The 18,144-nt window shown below is 41.9% G+C and carries 14 protein-coding genes; 6 read left to right on the top strand and 8 right to left on the bottom strand.

Annotated features, from left to right (window positions below; all coding sequences use genetic code 11):
• Positions 1-79 precede the first annotated feature (79 nt).
• The 5 genes from E2R51_RS20220 to E2R51_RS20200 form a co-directional block, all read right to left on the bottom strand.
• A complete protein-coding gene (locus E2R51_RS20220) occupies positions 80-1,159 on the bottom strand; it encodes an NAD(P)/FAD-dependent oxidoreductase (protein ID WP_205703354.1) in 1,080 nt (359 codons plus the stop codon).
• Positions 1,160-1,481: 322 nt separating this feature from the next.
• Complete coding sequence (locus E2R51_RS20215; protein WP_045456027.1) at positions 1,482-1,898, bottom strand: cupin domain-containing protein; 417 nt, start codon at positions 1,896-1,898, stop codon at positions 1,482-1,484.
• Positions 1,899-2,624: 726 nt separating this feature from the next.
• A complete protein-coding gene (repM, locus tag E2R51_RS20210; protein WP_133378671.1) occupies positions 2,625-3,599 on the bottom strand; it encodes a replication initiation protein RepM in 975 nt (324 codons plus the stop codon).
• A gap of 368 nt (positions 3,600-3,967) precedes the next feature.
• Positions 3,968-4,711 carry a hypothetical protein gene (locus E2R51_RS20205; RefSeq protein WP_133378670.1) on the bottom strand — a complete coding sequence of 248 codons (744 nt, stop codon included), beginning with the start codon at positions 4,709-4,711 and terminating at the stop codon, positions 3,968-3,970.
• Positions 4,712-4,889: 178 nt separating this feature from the next.
• Positions 4,890-6,503, bottom strand: a complete 1,614-nt coding sequence (locus E2R51_RS20200) for a MobA/MobL family protein (protein WP_133378669.1) — start codon at positions 6,501-6,503, stop codon at positions 4,890-4,892.
• A gap of 279 nt (positions 6,504-6,782) precedes the next feature.
• Between E2R51_RS20200 and E2R51_RS20195 the strand changes: the two genes are divergently transcribed.
• Together E2R51_RS20195 and E2R51_RS20185 are read left to right on the top strand one after the other, a co-directional pair.
• On the top strand, positions 6,783-7,142 hold the full coding sequence (locus E2R51_RS20195; RefSeq protein ID WP_205703353.1) for a hypothetical protein: 360 nt from the start codon (positions 6,783-6,785) through the stop codon (positions 7,140-7,142).
• Positions 7,143-7,575: 433 nt separating this feature from the next.
• The gene (locus E2R51_RS20185; RefSeq protein WP_133378668.1) at positions 7,576-8,715 is read left to right on the top strand and encodes a zinc-dependent alcohol dehydrogenase; all 1,140 of its coding nucleotides are present in this window, start codon (positions 7,576-7,578) and stop codon (positions 8,713-8,715) included.
• Positions 8,716-9,438: 723 nt separating this feature from the next.
• On the opposite strand, the gene fghA is transcribed toward E2R51_RS20185, so the two are convergent.
• The 3 genes from fghA to E2R51_RS20170 all read right to left on the bottom strand — a co-directional run bounded on the left by fghA (position 9,439) and on the right by E2R51_RS20170 (position 12,072).
• Positions 9,439-10,278, bottom strand: coding sequence for an S-formylglutathione hydrolase (fghA, locus tag E2R51_RS20180; protein ID WP_133378667.1), 840 nt, complete (start codon positions 10,276-10,278; stop codon positions 9,439-9,441).
• 137 nt (positions 10,279-10,415) lie between these two features.
• Positions 10,416-11,525, bottom strand: a complete 1,110-nt coding sequence (locus E2R51_RS20175; protein ID WP_180952511.1) for an S-(hydroxymethyl)glutathione dehydrogenase/class III alcohol dehydrogenase — start codon at positions 11,523-11,525, stop codon at positions 10,416-10,418.
• A gap of 220 nt (positions 11,526-11,745) precedes the next feature.
• Entirely contained in the window at positions 11,746-12,072 is a 327-nt protein-coding gene (locus E2R51_RS20170) for a DMT family transporter (RefSeq protein ID WP_102076506.1), read from the bottom strand.
• A gap of 136 nt (positions 12,073-12,208) precedes the next feature.
• Here E2R51_RS20170 and E2R51_RS20165 point away from each other — a divergent pair, with 136 nt between their 5' ends.
• The 4 genes from E2R51_RS20165 (at position 12,209) to uvrA (ending at position 17,665) form a co-directional block, all read left to right on the top strand.
• Positions 12,209-13,081 carry a LysR family transcriptional regulator gene (locus tag E2R51_RS20165; protein WP_102076505.1) on the top strand — a complete coding sequence of 291 codons (873 nt, stop codon included), beginning with the start codon at positions 12,209-12,211 and terminating at the stop codon, positions 13,079-13,081.
• A gap of 117 nt (positions 13,082-13,198) precedes the next feature.
• On the top strand, positions 13,199-14,125 hold the full coding sequence (locus E2R51_RS20160; protein ID WP_133378666.1) for a bestrophin family protein: 927 nt from the start codon (positions 13,199-13,201) through the stop codon (positions 14,123-14,125).
• 288 nt (positions 14,126-14,413) lie between these two features.
• Positions 14,414-14,797: a VOC family protein gene (locus E2R51_RS20155; RefSeq protein ID WP_102076504.1), complete on the top strand. Its 384-nt coding sequence runs from the start codon at positions 14,414-14,416 to the stop codon at positions 14,795-14,797.
• 333 nt (positions 14,798-15,130) lie between these two features.
• The gene (uvrA, locus tag E2R51_RS20150; RefSeq protein ID WP_102076503.1) at positions 15,131-17,665 is read left to right on the top strand and encodes an excinuclease ABC subunit UvrA; all 2,535 of its coding nucleotides are present in this window, start codon (positions 15,131-15,133) and stop codon (positions 17,663-17,665) included.
• Positions 17,666-18,144: the final 479 nt, after the last annotated feature.

The following is an 18,144-nucleotide window of genomic DNA, read 5'->3' as shown; positions in this document are numbered from 1 at the left end:
TTCATGGTTAGGTTTTGCGATAATATATTTATGAGCTGATTAAGGTTTGGCATAGTGTGGTTCGTCAGAAAAATTACTATTATGCCTTGTCCTTAGTCAGCTTTTTTGTTTTTTGTCGTGTACAGAGATTTTTTTCAACACATTTTGCCATTTGATGTGCAGATTGCGCGCGCGGTGGCACTTGTTTGCCATCGGTTTGGGTGAAGGCGCAGCAATCGCCTAATACAAAGATACGGTCATCAACCGTGCTTTGTAAAAATTTATTTACCCGAATTTGATTATTAGAAGTAAGCTCAAAAACCCCCAAATCTTTAATAAAATCAGGGGCTTTTACGCCTGCCGCCCATACCATGATATCAGCCTCAATCTGCTCATCATCTTTCGTAATAAAGCCGTACTTCGTCGCCTCTTTCACCTGTGTATGTTCACGTACATGAACGCCTAGTTTCAATAATTCGCGCTTAGCACTTGATGCAATACGCTCAGGCAAGGCAGGTAAAATGCGTGGTCCCGCTTCAATTAAATGGATGTGTAAACGTTTCGGCGACATATTTGTCAAGCCGTATAGCTTTAATAGATTAGACACATGGTACAGCTCAGCTGAAAGTTCTACTCCCGTTGCACCTCCACCAACAATGGCGATATTAAGTGCTTGCTGCTGGTTATCATCTTGATGAAGACGCGTAAAACCATCAAGCAATGAATGCTGAAAACGTTGAGCTTGCTGAGTTGAGTCCAAAAAGTAGCAGTTTTCCTTCACCCCAGGGGTATTGAAGTCGTTACTTATGCTGCCAATGGCAATAACAAGATGATCGTAGTGCACGTGGCGTTCCGGCAAGATAGTATGGCCTGATTCATCATACAGTGCAGCAAGAGTGATGGTTTTAGTTTTTTGATCAATATTATCAAATTCCCCCAGCTGAAAGTGGTAATGATGCTGAGCAGCATGCGCCGAGTACACCACACCATCTAAATCAGAATCAATAGAGCCTGTCGCGACTTCATGCAGTAACGGTTTCCAAATATGAGTACGGTTTTTATCTATTAATAATATATCGGCTTGCTTTTTCTTTCCTAACTTGTGTCCTAATTGGGTTACAAGCTCTAAACCACCAGCACCGCCGCCAATAACGACAATTTTAGGTGTGATTATATTCATAACGTTGTCCTAGACAATAACATATTCAAATAACTGACAATCTATTCGCAAGGTAGGTTATGAAAACCAGAGTAACTAATAGACTGCTGTCATTATGAGGTGAGATTCATGAAAGCTAAAATCATAAATCAGGCTTTTACGTGGCAGGAAATGGTGAGCTTATGGCCATCACAATCATGAATATTAGAAGCTTAATCGTGAGTACTTGATGTATCTACCCTCCTCAATAGATCGAAGGCAGATGACTTGTTCAAATCGTTATTAACAACCATGAAATCAGCTAACAGGCTCATCATGTATTTTTCATAATAAGCCTGAAATTTTACTTAGGTGCAAACATGTTATCAGCACTGCGATGTGCGGTATAAACTGCCTCACCATCACTTTCGCCATCAAATATAACCGTCACGTTAGGTGTAAATAGTAAGATATCACCTACTTCTGCCACATACTTGTTGCCTTGTAAGTCTCGCATCACAATCTTACCTTTAGTGATTACTTTGTATTCTACAAATTCATAAGTAAACTCAAAATCAACACCAGGTTGCATGGCAAAAAAACCAACCGTTAAGCCATTGGCATTATCGGTGACATTAACTTCTGCCATTTGACTTTTTAGGTTGTTAACTTCAAGTAAGCCAGCGAGTTGGTTTAGCTTATAAGTACCTGCTTTAATAAGTTGGATACCAGACTCTTGAGCAAGTGAGTCTACATTGTTTTTGTTTACGGAAAGAGTCATTATTTTAATCCTAATAAGGTTGACTTAAAGATCAGTATCTGTAAATCATATGTTTTTTAGCACTATAGATTCAGCTCGTTACTTACTATCTGATCTATAACGCCTACTTTACATTGTTTATGAGAAATGATAACCAGCATTAGAATCAAATGACTTTTACATGTTAGTAATAATAGAAGATAATTGCAGAGTATAAATAAGGCTTCCATCATCAGCATTTGAGCTTTGCAGATATTAGTTTAGTTACTATTGAGCATATATAAAGTACGACCGCTAGTGTTGCCAATATGAAGGATAACGGCAAAAAGAAACTTTCTTGCAATATACCATCGGCATTAATACCGTTGTAAAACACAATTTCCAGTAGCCCTGACAAACCAGATAAAAATAACAGTATGAGCACCACAATGACTAGCTTAGACTTCATAATAATTTTTCCATTTGATTGTTTGTAAGTTTACGCCAATGCAAAAACTAAACTAGGCAGCTTAATTCTATTGGATAAGTATCTTATGCTTGGGAGAGTTAGCTAACTACTTTGAATGATATGAAAATTACCAACAAGTCTTTTTTGGACTTATTAATTTAAAGTGTGGATTGTAAATTAGGGTATACCCTAGCGGAACCGACGTAAAAGCCACAAAAACCTATTAACAGACTACCTAAAACAGACCACTATAAGAGAACCGCTTATAACAGACTGTTCTAGGTGGTCAGTTTCTCTCGCTATTTTGAGAAATCGTATTCCTCTTCATTCCCATCTAAATACTCACGTATAGGGCGTTTTTTACTGAATTTAGAAGCGTCCTTCTTGATCTCACCGACTATAAAGTCGCTGTATGCTGACCAGCTCTTACCAGCGTCGCCTTTAGCAAGACCGCTATATGTACTTATAAACTCTTTATGCCGACTGATACGCCACAGCTGCTTATCAGACAACCCATCAATAGTGAACATATCACCGTTGTCAACATCGCGAGCTTCAGCTACCTGTCCAGTTTTGGGTTTTTTCTTCTCATGAACTACAAATTTAAAGCCTGTAATACTGCGGCCTTTCTTTACGTTATCATATTTTACTTTCAGATCGGACTTCTCATTAATTTCATTAATGGCCAAGTCCAACACTCGCTTCTTAAAGTCATTCATTCTTTTATATTCATTCACACCTAGCCCCATTTGTTGTCGAAAGACCCCTAATTCAAAACAAGGCGTTTTTTTGGCGGCGCGCCATTGGGTAAGTAACTCATAGAGGCGCACTGAATAAACACTATCAAATTGTGTAGTTTGCTCTAACAAATAGGAAGTGAAAAACTGCTCCAGCCCATCAATACGGCTAATCCCTTCTACTACGGCAAGCGTAAAAACTAGATCTATTGCGCCCTCACCATCATGGTATTGAACTTGCTGTAACCAGCGGCTTTTGATTGGCTTACCATTAATATCCTGATAGGTAAAACGTCTATTAAACAAGGTTTCTTCTGCTTCCTTCATTCGAGCATAGGCATTCTGTCGTGAAGTGCCAAAGGCTTCTGCGTAACGAGAGGCATCGATACGTAAAGGTTTATCAGTGCTTAATCCCGTAGCAGTTTCTCTAGCATCGACTATAGCTAGTTGAATAATTCGAACCTCAGATAACGATAATGTTTGTAATGCTTGATTTAACTGATTAGTCTTTACTACTAAGTCTTGCTTCTTATTCATTGGCTTTATCCTAGTATGTTTAAACCCTACCTTATATTAAGTGACTTATTATTACAAGTCACTTTAGTGACAAATATACAAGAGTCTCATAATGGTAAGTAAACGTCGTTTAAAAGACAAAGAAAAACTTGTCTCATAATGGTAACTAAACGTCACCTTATTGGTAACTAAACGTCACCTTATTGGTAACTAAACGTCACCTTATTGGTAACTAAACGTCACCTTATTGGTCTTACATCCCTTATACCGCAAGGCCTGTAGCGAGCTTAAAAGCATTTAAAAGCATTTAAAAGCATTAAAAGCATTTTTGGTTGTGGATAAGCTTAAAAAACAAAGGGCTATTTTTAATGGTTGATTTAGGAAGTAAGTTACTTAAACTTGCATAGCTTTGATTGGCTATAGAACGAACTCTTCTCATCTTCAAAACAGTCTTTGGGATCAATCCTCGCATAGTGACCATCTTGTCCACTTATTTTGACAATGTTATGAGCCACACCAGCCTTTTCCAGATATTGATAATCATCTTGACGTTTTGCTATCTCGCTTTTGCTAGGAATAAACAGCCAAGCTGCTCCAGAGGCTAATGCTAATACCACAACAACCATAATGACCAAAGTTAGTATTAATTGACGGCCAAACTCTCGCTTAACGTTATCCAGCATCTGCTTGGAGGCATCTACATTTAGCTCAGCTATCTTGTCTTTAGTATCGTCAAGGTTACTAGCAACACTGGTAACAGAGGTCTGTATTTTCCCTAAATCTCTATTAAGCAGCTTTGTTGTTTTTAAGAACGTATCACTCGCATCAGTGATGTGCTTAGTGAAGCCTTCATCAATACGCTTGTGATAGTTGTCTTCATTGTTTTTAAAGACGGTTGCAATCTCTTTGTTAATGGCTTCAACAAATTCAGTTTGCAGTAAGGTTTCTTTGTTTTGATAGGTTTTTAACAGTGAGGTCAGTTCCTTTGCCCAATTAGCAATATCTTGCGCTTGTTTAAAATGCGCGTGGTTTAAGTTTGAGCTGTCAATCAGCTGCTTATCTATTTTTTTGGTATACGTTTGAAGCGTAATTAGTAGGTCTTCTAATGAAATAGAGAGGTCTTTTTCTGGCATGGATCGTTCCTAGTCGCTGATTGTGATGCTATTTGGCCTCTAAATGGCGCTGTGGGCGTTTTTAGGGTGGTTTATACGTTATTGGTACCCTAGCATCAAAATGGCGCTGTGGGATGCCTGAGAAGCCTCTGAGGTGATTCTATGCGACCGTCAGTGTCGTTTAGTATTGCTTGTGGGCTTAAAAGCCAGGACTCATGCCTCGGCTGCGGTTGATATCACGGCTATAACCGGTGATTTCAGTGGATACCGTTCGCATTTGGCGCTGGTGTTCGGGGCTGAGGGCGCTTTGTTGTCGATCTTTGATGTCATCAAAGACGCGCTCTAAGGTTTTGGTGTGTGCTTTTCTTGTCGATAGGTCGCTTATAGACTTGATGTGATCAAGCAGCTGCTGGCTGTGGCCGATAATGTGGCTGCCAATTTCATGCTGTTCACGGTCTGCAAGCTGTTTTTGGTGGTCAGTGGTACTCGGCTCACTGCGGTAGCGCTGCCATGCGCTCATTTGCTGATCAAGATGCAGGAGGGTGTTTAGGTGTTGGCCAAAGTCGCTTTTTTGGTCGATGATTTTTAGAAGCCTGTGCTGACTTGATAGCCCTTGATGCGAGATATGGTCGTGTTGCGCCTTAAAGTCGGCTTCTTGCGCTGCTATTTGGACGCGGTGCTGCTCAAGCTTCGCCTGACGCGCTTCTTCTTGCGCTAATAGGCGCTCATGCTCTTTTTTGTCCGCCATATCTTGCTGCTGCTGAGCAATACGCTCTTTTTCAAGCGCCTCAGCGGCATCGATTGCAATCTGGCGCTGAATACGCACCTGTTTGACGCGCTCAACTACTGATTCAGCTTGCTCCAGCTCATCATTACTGTCCTGACTGGGTTTATACTTCGGTGTGGGGGCAGCTGGGACGATAAATAACTGTTTTTCGCGCAGATCGGCAAGTTCGCGTGTCCGTACTAGATGGTTGCGCTCATTGATCATCAGGTTAATCTCACCTCTGATTGTGGCCGGTGTTTCGTCTATCTCGTAAACCTCACCTTTCTTGTTTGCTTGTTCTGCTTTTTCTCGCTCACTCTCGTATTTGTCACGCTCTAGTTTTGTCGCCACCGAACCCATTTTAAGCTGCGGCTCAATGTCTTTGCCTTGATCGGCATAGCTGCGCGAATCAATCAGCTCATGGTCATACTCGGCCAGTTTTTCATTAGCGATCTGTTCCCACAGTTGCCGTACTTCTTTGATTTCAACATTGACGCGCTCCATGCCAAGCTCACGTCGCTTATTATCTGACAGCTCAATGGTCGCCTTATCGGTCAGTACAATCTCGTTATTATCGTCAAGTTCAGCACAGCGCGTGGTAAACATGATATGAGCATGGAAGTTGCGAGGATCAGCCCCTCGCTCAATCTCTCTTTGCGTAGGCTTGTGAATGGCGCAATCAGCAATCGTGCCGTAACGATCCGCAAGCGTTTGGGCGAACTGGTGCGCGATGGATTTTCGGTCTTCTGCGCTTAACTCATGCGGCAAGTTCACCAGCCATTCGCGAGCCACACGCGCATCTTTACGCTTCTCGGCGGCTTCTGCTTTATTCCATAAATCACTGCGTGAAATATCAGTATAAGCAGAAGCCAATGCTGTCGGTAAAATAATATCGGCACTCATAACGCCTGAGCGTTTAGAGTAATCATGCGTCTTACCGTATCGCTTATCTTCCAATTCACAACCAGCACGATAGCTCGCAGAAGCAACGGCGCTTTGTCCACTACTGCGAGATATGGATTTGGTTGATGCGATAAAAATAGCCATTTTCTACTGCTCTACTTTTTGGTTTTTAACATTGCGTCTTTTTGCAATGTTGGGGGTGTGGGGGCTTGCCCCTGCCGATGTTTTGATTTTATAAATGGTTGACCGATAGGGATAAACATTTGTAAAGTCGAAAACTCGCACTTAGTCAGTGGGACGCAACCATCCGTCAATTAACTATATCATAGTAGATTGTTAGATACTGGCGAAGTTGCTATAGTTAGATGGATAAATAATTTGATAATTTAAGGATATGGTATGAGCTTACTTGGTGGTAATGATTTGAAGGAACAGCAAAAGATTAATGAGCTTGAGCTGAAAATAAATAGAGAAAAACAGAAGTTAGATAAGAAGCTGACACGACAAAAGATACTACTGGGTGCTTTCTTAATAGAGACTTTAGAAAAAAACGAAGTTGAAAAATTACGTGAATATGTTGCTAATAATTTAGATGATTTTTTAACCAGAGAAAGTGATAGAGAGTTAATGTCTGATGTTATAGAAAAGCTAAAAAAAATCAGCAATAAAAATAATGAAATTGACTATAACGGCGATAAACATACAGATGATGATACATTAGTTGCCAATATTGCAGATACTGGCCTCCCTGTTGATGAAGATAATATGTTTGTAGAAGATTAATGCTAGTTTTTTAATGAGATTATGAAGCTTTCATTGTAGACGAGCAGAGAATATCAATCATATCATTGAGTGAAAATTAACCACCTGATACAAGCTGCCATAACTCGTCACCTACTAACAGATCTTGGCGGTCATAAAAGTTGCCCCAACGCTTATAATTATTATCCGTTCTCGACTCAGGGTTACAAGGAATGGCGATGTAGGTTTGAATTTTATTAGTGTCCTAAATTAGTTGACCACTACAATTTTTTACTTACAACACGCAACCTTTTTAACACACGTTGATTATAAATCTTTTTTTTCAAGGTGCTAATATAATTGAGTAATACTTAACTTAGATAACATAAACCACTGATTCTAATAACTTTCATCTTGTATTATCACAGATTATTGTTTATCGAGATTTTGCAAGCTTTACTTAACTGGAGAAATTATGCGTGCTTTAACTTATCATGGTGCTAAAGATGTGCGAGTGGACAATGTCCCAGAGCCTAAACTGCAAGAAAAAGATGATGTTATTTTACGTGTGACTGCAACTGCAATTTGTGGTTCAGATTTACACTTATATCGTGGCAAAATACCTGCAACCGAGGAAGGCGATATCTTCGGTCATGAGTTTATGGGTGTGGTTGAAGAAGTAGGCTCTGAAGTTACTGCTGTTAAAAAAGGCGATAGAGTTGTTATTCCTTTTGTTATTGCATGTGGTAACTGCTTTTTCTGTCAGCATGACCTAATGTCCGCTTGTGAGACTACAAATACAGGCCCAGGCGCTGCTATTAATAAAAAAATAATTCCGCCACCGGCTGCTTTATTTGGTTTTAGCCATTTATATGGTGGGATTCCTGGTGGACAAGCAGAATTTGTACGGGTTCCTAAAGGTAATTTTAATACGTTCAAAGTAAATGGCTCACTGTCAGATGAGAAGGTTTTATTTTTATCAGATATTTTACCAACTGCTTGGCAGGCCGTGACTAATGCCAATATTACTAAAGGTTCAACCGTAGCTATTTATGGTGCGGGTCCTGTGGGGTTGTTATCAGCCGCTTGTGCCAAAATGTTAGGCGCTGAGCAGATCTTCGTAGTAGATCATAATGACTACCGTTTGCAGTATGCCAAAGATACGTACGGGGCTATTCCGGTTAATTTCGATAAGGTAGATGCTGCTGAATTCATCATTGAACAGACCAAAGGACATCGCGGCGTTGACGGTGTTATTGATGCGGTTGGCTTTGAAGCTAAGGGCAGTTCGAAAATTGAAGGATCAAGCGCTCCAGCTTTACGTCAATGTATGGCAGCTGTGCGTCGTGGCGGGGTCGTTAGTGTTCCTGGTATATATGCAGGACCCATTAATGATTTCTTAATTGGTGACGCTTTTGATAAAGGGCTTACTTTCAGAATGGGCCAAACCCATGTACACAAGTATATACCACAATTATTAGAGTATATTGAAAATGGTGATTTATCACCTGAAGCTATTATTACTCACCGTATGAATTTGTCTGACGCTGCTAAAGGTTATGAAATTTTCGAAAAGCGTGAAGAAGAATGTCGTAAAGTCATTTTAACTCCTTAATTTTTCAAATTTACCCTTAACTTTTAACATTTAAAGGTTAGGTCATAGCTGCTTTAACGAGATTATCTTAAATAATGGTTATCGCTAAAGCAGCTAGTAAAAAAATCTTTGACTTGCTTTTCTCTGCACACGGCAAAAAAATCATCCCCCAACCGATTTTCATGGGTTTAGGGATTAAAAAACTAACTAACTGTCTTAGATGGTCTTAAAGCTTAGAAGTGTAAAGCACAATAAACTTTCTTATATTTATCAGGATCATCTTTATTAGCTACAAACCCTTTGCTAACCAACTTTACCGAGTTAAATGTTTCACCTTCATCATTAGTTATCATAACAATCAAGTTTTGATCCTCAAAACTTTGAAGTTCTTTAATCAGCTCTTTAATTGTCTTAGTTCTATCTTCCCATTGCACTATAATCTATTGTAAGTATGCCTATGACAAACCAATTTCACTGGTTCGGTTCCCTAGTGAGGACTTGAACGCTAAGCTGTGGGCGAATGGTATCAACGCTTTAACTCGCTGAAATAGCCACAGTGCACTTCATGGTGTACTTACCATAAATATTCGGTGGTGTGTCAAAAAGTATGCTGATCAAAATTTGAACAATTTTTGAAGCTTTGAAAGCCATATAGAATCAGAGAACTTAGCATAGACTTCTTATTGATTTTTAGCGCCAGCATACTTTTTAGAACACCACCAAATATTTCATCAGTTGTTCAGTTTACTGACTTAGATGTTTGGCATGAAAGCGCAAATGCTCTTCAATAAAGCTGGCGATAAAATAGTAACTATGGTCATAGCCCTCATGCAATTGATACATTAAAGGATAATCGTTTGATTCTGCAGCTGCGAGTAAAGCTTCTGGCTTGAGCTGCTCTACAAGGAAGTTGTCAGACTCACCCTGATCTACTTTAGCAGGAACTAATTCAGTTGCTCGTTTCATGAGCTCACTAGGATCGTAGTTCAGCCAATTGGCTTTATCTTCACCTAAATAAGCAGTAAAAGCTTTTTGTCCCCATGGAGAATTCACAGGGTTACTGATAGGACTAAAAGCAGATATTGAACTATAGCGCTCTGGGTTAAGCATGCCAATGTTCAACGCACCAAGACCACCCATCGAATGACCAGAAATGGCTCTCTTATCAGATACTGGAAACGATGCCTCAATTAACTCAGGCAACTCATTGACCACATAATCATACATCTGGTAGTGCTTGCTCCAAGGCATCTCAGTAGCATTAACGTAGAATCCTGCCCCTTGACCTAAATCGTAGGCTGCATCATCAGCAACATCTTCACCACGAGGGCTAGTATCTGGGGCGACAATAGCGATACCCAATTCTGCAGCAATACGCTGTATCCCAGACTTCTGCATGACGTTCTCATCTGTGCAGGTCAAGCCTGACAACCAATAAAGGACAGGGACTTTTGTACCACTGCCCATCTGAGGCGGCAAGTAAATAGCAAACTGCATACTACAATTTAATGATTTTGAATGATGGCTATACTGCTTATGCCAGCCACCAAAACTTTTATTGACACTAATATTCTCTATGGACATACTAAAACACCTCTGTTAAAACATTAAATGCTGCCCCCAAAAAGAGACAGCACTGTTATCATGACAACATAACTACTTAATGTTAATCACCTATAAATGACCGATCATTTGTTAAAAAAGATCATGATGACTCATTCTTAAAAATGAATAACCGTACGAATACTCTCGCCTTTATGCATCAAGTCAAACGCTTCATTGATGTCTTCTAATGGCATGGTATGAGTAATGAAATCCTGTAATGGGATTTCGCCCGCTAGATAGCGCTCAACATAACCTGGCAATTCCGTACGACCTTTCACGCCGCCAAATGCTGAACCTTTCCAGACACGACCAGTCACTAACTGGAATGGACGGGTTGAAATTTCTTTACCTGCACCAGCCACGCCGATAATAACCGACTCGCCCCAGCCTTTATGGCAGCACTCAAGCGCGGAACGCATCACATCGACGTTACCGATACATTCAAACGAATAATCAACACCGCCATCGGTTAACTCAACGATGACTTCCTGAATTGGTTTGTCATAATCTTTTGGATTAATACAGTCAGTTGCGCCTAGTTTTTTGGCTAACTCAAACTTGCTTTCATTGATATCAATCACAATGATGCGGCTGGCTTTTGCCATTGCAGCACCGATGACCGCTGACAGCCCAATACCGCCCATGCCAAAGATAGCGACCGTAGCACCTTCTTCGACTTTTGCAGTGTTCATGACCGCACCCATACCAGTCGTGACGCCACAACCTAGCAAGCAAACTTCTTCTAATGGCGCTTCTTTATTGACTTTAGCCAATGAGATCTCTGGCAAGACAGTATATTCAGAAAAAGTTGAGCAACCCATGTAATGGTAAATTGGCTGACCATCTTTATAAAAACGCGTTGTGCCGTCTGGCATCAGACCTTTACCTTGAGTCTCGCGCACTGCTGAGCATAGGTTGGTTTTACCTGAAGTACAGAATTTACATTCACCACATTCTGCGGTGTATAGAGGAATGACATGGTCGCCAACTTGGACACTGGTGACGCCTTCACCAATTTGCTCAACGATACCACCACCTTCATGACCCAAAATCGCTGGGAATACACCTTCTGGGTCTTCACCAGATAAGGTAAAGGCATCGGTATGACAAACGCCGCTAGCGATGATTTTTACCAAGACTTCGCCTTTGCGCGGCAGCATGACATCCACTTCTTCGATAGATAGCGGCTGATTTGGCCCCCAAGCAATGGCGGCTTTCGATTTAATAAATTTATCTGACATAAGAGTCTCTCTTTTTGGTTAGTTGATTGTTGTCCCTGTTCAACTCAGACATATTTCTAGAACACCATGTTGAGCTGAGCGAAAAATTTGATCTCTATTTACCTTACCATTTTGTGATATGAGTGTTCTACTGCTTTACTATTATCTTTTAGCCCCATCAAATGCAGCTACTTAAAAGGATACAGTACTTCGTTGCTACTTTACATCAATGGCTATGCCCTTGTGATAGGCTAATGGTAGCAACGCCTACTGCAACCAACCCCATGCCGATCCAAGTGCTCAAATCGAGATGTTGTCGGTAGATAACCGCAGACAATGCCGTTACCGTCACTATCGCAAGTCCTGCCCATAGCGCATGAACAATACCAACCGGCATTCCTTTCATAGCCTGTCCTAAAAAAACAAATGCAGCTAGATGTCCTAACAGAACTAACATACTTGCTAACGGCTTAGTGAAGCCATCCGTCTGTTTTAATGCAACGTGAGATAAAGCTTCTGCAACCACTCCGAAAAAAAGAAACATCCAACTCATTTTGCACCTCTTGTATTAGCAAGCTTTAGTTGCAATGAACTGGAGCCTGTTTGAATTTATGCTTGTATTATATCTATTTCTGATTAGATGATAATATGCTATATTCGAAACTATCTTTTGCATATAGGTAATAATGATGAAATGGGATGGTATCAGTGAGTTCGTTTACGTGGCTGAATACGAGAGTTTTACGAAAGCTGCAAAGAAAATAGGCATCTCGACCGCTCAAGTAAGTCGACAAGTCAGCGCCTTAGAACAACGTCTCAATATTAAATTACTTTACCGAACGACTCGTAAGGTCTCGCTAACAGAAGAAGGCCGTGTTTTTTATCAGCACTGCCGCGGGGTACTTGATGGTCTCGATGCCGCAGAGCAAGCGGTGACTAATTTGCAGTCAAAACCGCAAGGCATGATTAAACTGACAACTCCTGTCACTTATGGTGAACAACAATTGATGCCATTGGTGAATGACTTTATGGTGCAATATAGTGATATTGAAGTGACTGCCTTTTTGAGTAATCAGCAGGTTGATTTGATTGAAGAGGGCTATGATTTAGCCATTCGCATTGGAAAGCTTCGTGATTCGACTATGATGGCAAAAAAACTCAGTAGTCGTACTAATTTTGTCTGTGCGGCGCCCTCCTATATTGAGAAATACGGCATACCGCATTCTCTGACCGAACTTGGTCAACATAACTGTCTGCTGGGGACGCTAGACTACTGGCACTTTAAAGAGTCTGGTAAAGAGAAAAACATTCGAGTGACAGGTAGCGTGCGTTATAACAGCGGTTATAGTTTAGTCGATGCGGCTATAAAGGGATTGGGTATTGTGCAGCTACCTGATTACTACGTACAAAAGCATTTAGAATCGGGGGAGCTGGTCAGCTTATTGGATAATCTTAGGGAACCTGAGGAAGCTATTTGGGCTCTATATCCTCATAATCGCCATTTGTCGCCAAAAATTAGGCTGCTACTAGATTATTTAGCAGCACATTTATCTAAACCCTAACTGGGTGATAGTAAGAACTACCCATACTTTAAGGCCTCGCACCTCGAAAGATAAATCATCTAATTACTTGGAGGTCTTGCACACTACTCTAACCAACTCGATCGTTAGGAGGCTGACATGATCGTCAAGCAAAAACCGAACGCACTCAAGCTGTTTTTTACCTTGCGCGGCTCTATCCTACCAAAAATTTATCCTCAGATTTTTCTCACCATCTTGCTTAGCACTCTAATAGCAGGCATCCAGTACTGGTTTCCAGGCTTCTTCTCCTCTTATAGTACGGCTCCCTTCACTTTTCTAGGGGTTGCTTTATCATTGTTCCTCGGCTTTCGTAACAATGCCAGCTATCAACGCTGGTGGGAAGCTAGGGGTCAATGGGGTCAGCTAGTAGTGGATGCTCGTAGCTTGGCCCGCCAAGTGCTCTCATTTATGGATGAAGAAACGGAGACTGGACGGCAAACCCAGCGCCGTATGATTCACCTAACCATCGCCTTTACTCATGCTCTGCGCCATCGACTACGTGACACTGAACCTTGGCAGGACGTTGATCGTTTTGTAGAACCCGAGCATCACCTCAGCATGCGCCAAGCGCAAAATCTGCCCGAGTACCTGCTGCGGCTGATGGGGAAAAAGGTCGGTTATAGCCGACGTGAGCGATTATTATCGGAATTTCTAGTACAGAACATGGATGAACGGCTGACCTCTATGACTGTAGTTTTGGCCGCCTGCGAGCGCATTCATTATACGCCACTACCATTTGCTTATACGCTGTTAGTACATCGCACCACCTACTTATATTGCTTTATGTTGCCTTTTGGTTTGGTGTCATCTCTGGGATGGGCTACTCCGTTTGTCTGTGCAGTGATCGCCTATACTTTTTTTGGTTTAGATGCTCTTAGTGAGGAGTTGGAATCGCCTTTTGGCTTGGCCGCTAACAATCTACCACTGAGTGCTCTGTCGCGTACCATCGAAATTAACTTACTAGAGGCACTGGGAGAAACCGATCTGCCGCCCGATATAAAATCTAAAAATGGCTACTTACAGTAAATTATTTTGCGTAAGCAGTTAGCCTTAAGTCTCTGGCTGAGTAGTTATATAAACAGTCTTGATGGTGACGGAACAAATAATGGCATTGTTCAAACATGAGTAGATATACGAGCCTCTATTAATAAAAATTATTATTACCTTATGGTAAAAGTCATTTTCTTTTTAGACCTATTATCTTTTATATGAAATAACGTATGATGGTTTCTATCGACAGACGACGCGGCAAACTTGCTGCAACTCGATAGAAAAACTATTGATAAAAAATCATCCACAACCGGAGAACAACACATGAGCATTTTTACTCACGTTACCCTTGGCACTAACGATGTTAATCAAGCACGTACATTCTATGACAACGTTTTAGAGATTCTAGGGCTTAAACGTATTGCTGACCTAGGTGATAATGGTTCAATATGGGGCGTAGATGCACCATCTTTATTTGTTATGAAACCTAATAATGGTCAACCAGCTAGTGTTGGTAATGGTAATATGGTGAGCTTTGAAGCACCAAGCCGCGCTGCTATTGACGCATTTCATGCAGCAGCATTGAGCGCTGGTGCTCAAGATGAAGGCCAGCCTGGTACACGCGATTGGGCGCCTAACGCTTACGCGGCCTATGTTCGTGATCTAGATGGTAATAAGCTTGCCGTTTATTGCTTCAAAGAAGCATAACAGCAGTCTTACGGACCGCTCGTTCGTAACCGCTAATATTAGTATCAATACTACCGAAAAAGGGTCCTGCAAATTTTGCAGGACCCTTTTTCGTCATTGAAATCAGCTTTATAACACTTGATACCCTGTCTATTTATGTGAGTCCGCGTACTATGTAAGTAACGCACAGACTCTGTAATAGCAACAAAATGTTAAAATTCTTCTTATTACATTCAACCTTTTATAAAGAATATCAATAGATAAATAACACTTATCCATGACTGCAAACGTCAATGAGCAAAATCCAAATATATTTAAAATCAAGAAATACAATTCAATAGGAGTCGCCTGTTTATGGCCACCAATAACAATAAACATATCAATAAAGACATTCTCTGTGACACTGACCACAGTGTTCGAGTCAGGGGAGCTCGCGTTCATAACTTAAAGAATATCGATGTAGATTTACCTCGTGATGCACTGGTCGTTTTTACCGGTATATCAGGATCAGGTAAGTCATCACTTGCTTTTGGCACTTTATTTGCTGAGTCACAACGTCGTTATTTAGATTCAGTATCCCCTTATGCGCGTCGATTGATAGATCAAGTTGATGAGCCTGATGTTGATATGATAGAAGGTCTGCCGCCAGCAGTTGCTCTACAACAACAACGAGGTACGCCCTCAGTGCGTTCATCAGTGGGCAGTGTTACCTCTATCTCAAACGGGCTACGCATGCTCTATTCACGAGCTGGAGATTATCCTACTGGTCAAGAGATATTGTATGCCGATGCGTTTTCGCCAAATACACCTGAGGGTGCCTGTCCTACTTGCTCTGGTATTGGCCGCGTGTTTGAAGTCACCGAAGAGTTACTAGTACCTGATAACACCAAAACCATTCGAGAGCGTGCTATCGCAGCATGGCCACCAGCGTGGCAAGGCAAAAACCTAAGCCGCATACTGGTGTCACTCGGCTACGATATTGACACGCCTTGGCATAAACTGCCAAAAGAAACCCGCGATTGGATCTTGTTTACAGATGAAACCCCAACCGTTCCTGTCTACCCTGAATACAGCCTTGAGCAAGTAAGAAAAGCGATTGAGAGCGGCGAAAAGCCCAACTATATGGGCACGTTTTCGAGTGCAAAGCGCTTCATACTGCATTCTTTTGCCACTACTCAGAGCTCATTGACAAAAAAGCGCGTTTCTCAGTTTATGCAAATCTCTGTATGTCCAGAATGTGATGGTAAAAAACTGAAAAAAGAATCACTATCCGTTACGTTCGCAGGACTCGATATTGGGGAGCTGTCGCAACTGACCTTTATCGAACTGGCGCGCAAGCTTGAGACTGCGGCCAATAAAGTCCCAACTGACAATATGGCAAATCGTGAAAAGGCTATCGTCGCTCAGCGCATTGCCAGTGATATGTTATCTCGGGTAAAAGCACTGACCCTATTGGGTTTGGGGTACTTATCACTTGAGCGCACCACACCTACACTATCTCCTGGTGAGCTACAACGCTTACGCCTAGCCACTCAAATTCGCTCACAACTTTTTGGGGTGGTTTATGTACTAGATGAACCATCCGCTGGTCTTCATCCAGCAGATACCCAAGCATTACTAAGTGCCTTAGATGAGCTCATTGCCGCTGGTAACTCAGTGTTTGTCGTCGAGCATGATGTGAGCGTCATCAGACACGCTGATTGGATCGTAGACGTTGGCCCCAATGCGGGTACTCATGGCGGCGAGGTGATTTATAGTGGTCCTGTAGAGGGATTGCGCGACGTGACTCACTCGCATACCAGCCGCTATCTGTTCAGCACTGACGCTATCGTAAAACGCACACCAAGAGAGCCGACAGCGTGGCTTAAACTTACAGGGATTACGCGTAATAACTTACAAGAGCTGGATGTCGGTTTTCCATTGGGTGTGATGACTACTGTCACGGGTGTATCAGGTTCAGGAAAGTCGAGTCTAGTGAGTCAAGCTTTGGTAGAGCTCGTTTATGAGGCTCTAGGACAAAAACAAACGGTTGAAGCTCCAACTGGCGAAGCCGATTTACTTGAGCAAGAGTTGGAGACGCCAACCGGTGGACAAATCATTGAGGGTATGGATGATGTCAAACGACTGGTAACCGTCGATCAAAAAGCTATTGGGCGTACGCCGCGCTCAAACCTTGCTACCTATACCGGACTGTTTGATCATGTCCGTAAGCTATTCGCGTCAACGAGCGAGGCAAAATCTCGTCGTTACAACGCAGGGCGTTTTTCATTCAACACGACTAAAGGTCGTTGTCCTAATTGTGAAGGCTTAGGCTTTGTGAGTGTCGAGCTACTGTTTCTTCCTAGCGTCTATTCGCCTTGCCAAGTCTGTCACGGACAGCGCTACAATGAGGACACGCTAGAGGTCACGTATCGTGACAAAAACATCGCCGATGTGCTGGCGCTCACGGTTGAATCAGCTTATGAATTCTTTGCAGACGACCCTGCTATCTTGCGAGCATTAAGTGCCTTGCTACAAGTCGGGCTTGGCTACTTACGACTTGGCCAACCAGCAACTGAGCTATCTGGCGGTGAAGCCCAACGTATTAAACTTGCCACTGAATTGCAGCGAACGCAGCGCGGCGATACGCTGTATATCCTAGATGAGCCAACAACGGGTTTGCACCCAAAAGATGTCTCGATGTTGATGGCGCAATTGAATGGACTTGTTGATGCCGGTAACAGCGTTATCATGGTCGAACACGACATGCAGGTTGCTAGTAGTAGTGATTGGGTGATTGATATCGGCCCTGGTGCAGGTGGTGAAGGTGGCCATATCGTGGCGCAAGGATTACCTGAAACAGTCGCTGAGTCGAAGATCAGCCGAACCGCACCTTTCATGCGCCTCTAGTGCCCGTCGCAAACCTCTTATGATAGTGTAAAAAAACGACAGCGATAATCAGTTTATCGCTGTCGTTTTACTTAATGTAATTTGATCTTTGGACGACCTATGCGTAGTATCTTTTCGCTAATCCATAAAGCAAATGTCTTGAAGGCACCATGAATAGACATCTGATGCATGCGATAGAGCGATATGTACATAAAACGGGCAATCTTTCCTTCAATGAAAAAGCTGTTATTGGTGAGATTACCCATTAAGTTTCCCACAGTACCGTAACGTGATAGATTAACCAGTGACCCATAATCGTTATAGGTAAAACCTCGTAGTGGCTGCTTTCTTAACGTTGCAATTATATTTTTTTCCTCTGTACACGACAAAAATGCTCAAAGTCTCAAAGGTCGTGGACTAGGAGACAAATAACTTATTAGAACCTCAAACACACGTCGATTGCCAGCAAAGAAATACTCACGCAAACCATCAATCAAAAC

This window comes from Jeotgalibacillus sp. S-D1 (assembly GCF_004358665.1).
GTDB lineage: Bacteria > Bacillota > Bacilli > Bacillales > Jeotgalibacillaceae > Jeotgalibacillus.
The sequence above is the reverse complement of the archived record's forward strand: the minus strand, read 5'-3'. Positions and strand labels throughout refer to the sequence as shown.

Excerpts from the sequence above, each read along its gene's own strand:
- repM (WP_133378671.1), bottom strand. The coding sequence starts at position 3,599 with ATGAATAAGAAGCAAGACTTAGTAGTAAAGACTAATCAGTTAAATCAA.
- E2R51_RS20170 (WP_102076506.1), bottom strand. The coding sequence starts at position 12,072 with ATGAGTTGGATGTTTCTTTTTTTCGGAGTGGTTGCAGAAGCTTTATCT.
- E2R51_RS20185 (WP_133378668.1), top strand. The coding sequence starts at position 7,576 with ATGCGTGCTTTAACTTATCATGGTGCTAAAGATGTGCGAGTGGACAAT.
- E2R51_RS20220 (WP_205703354.1), bottom strand. The coding sequence starts at position 1,159 with ATGAATATAATCACACCTAAAATTGTCGTTATTGGCGGCGGTGCTGGT.
- E2R51_RS20165 (WP_102076505.1), top strand. The coding sequence starts at position 12,209 with ATGAAATGGGATGGTATCAGTGAGTTCGTTTACGTGGCTGAATACGAG.
- E2R51_RS20205 (WP_133378670.1), bottom strand. The coding sequence starts at position 4,711 with ATGCCAGAAAAAGACCTCTCTATTTCATTAGAAGACCTACTAATTACG.
- fghA (WP_133378667.1), bottom strand. The coding sequence starts at position 10,278 with ATGTCCATAGAGAATATTAGTGTCAATAAAAGTTTTGGTGGCTGGCAT.
- uvrA (WP_102076503.1), top strand. The coding sequence starts at position 15,131 with ATGGCCACCAATAACAATAAACATATCAATAAAGACATTCTCTGTGAC.
- E2R51_RS20215 (WP_045456027.1), bottom strand. The coding sequence starts at position 1,898 with ATGACTCTTTCCGTAAACAAAAACAATGTAGACTCACTTGCTCAAGAG.
- E2R51_RS20160 (WP_133378666.1), top strand. The coding sequence starts at position 13,199 with ATGATCGTCAAGCAAAAACCGAACGCACTCAAGCTGTTTTTTACCTTG.
- E2R51_RS20155 (WP_102076504.1), top strand. The coding sequence starts at position 14,414 with ATGAGCATTTTTACTCACGTTACCCTTGGCACTAACGATGTTAATCAA.
- E2R51_RS20200 (WP_133378669.1), bottom strand. The coding sequence starts at position 6,503 with ATGGCTATTTTTATCGCATCAACCAAATCCATATCTCGCAGTAGTGGA.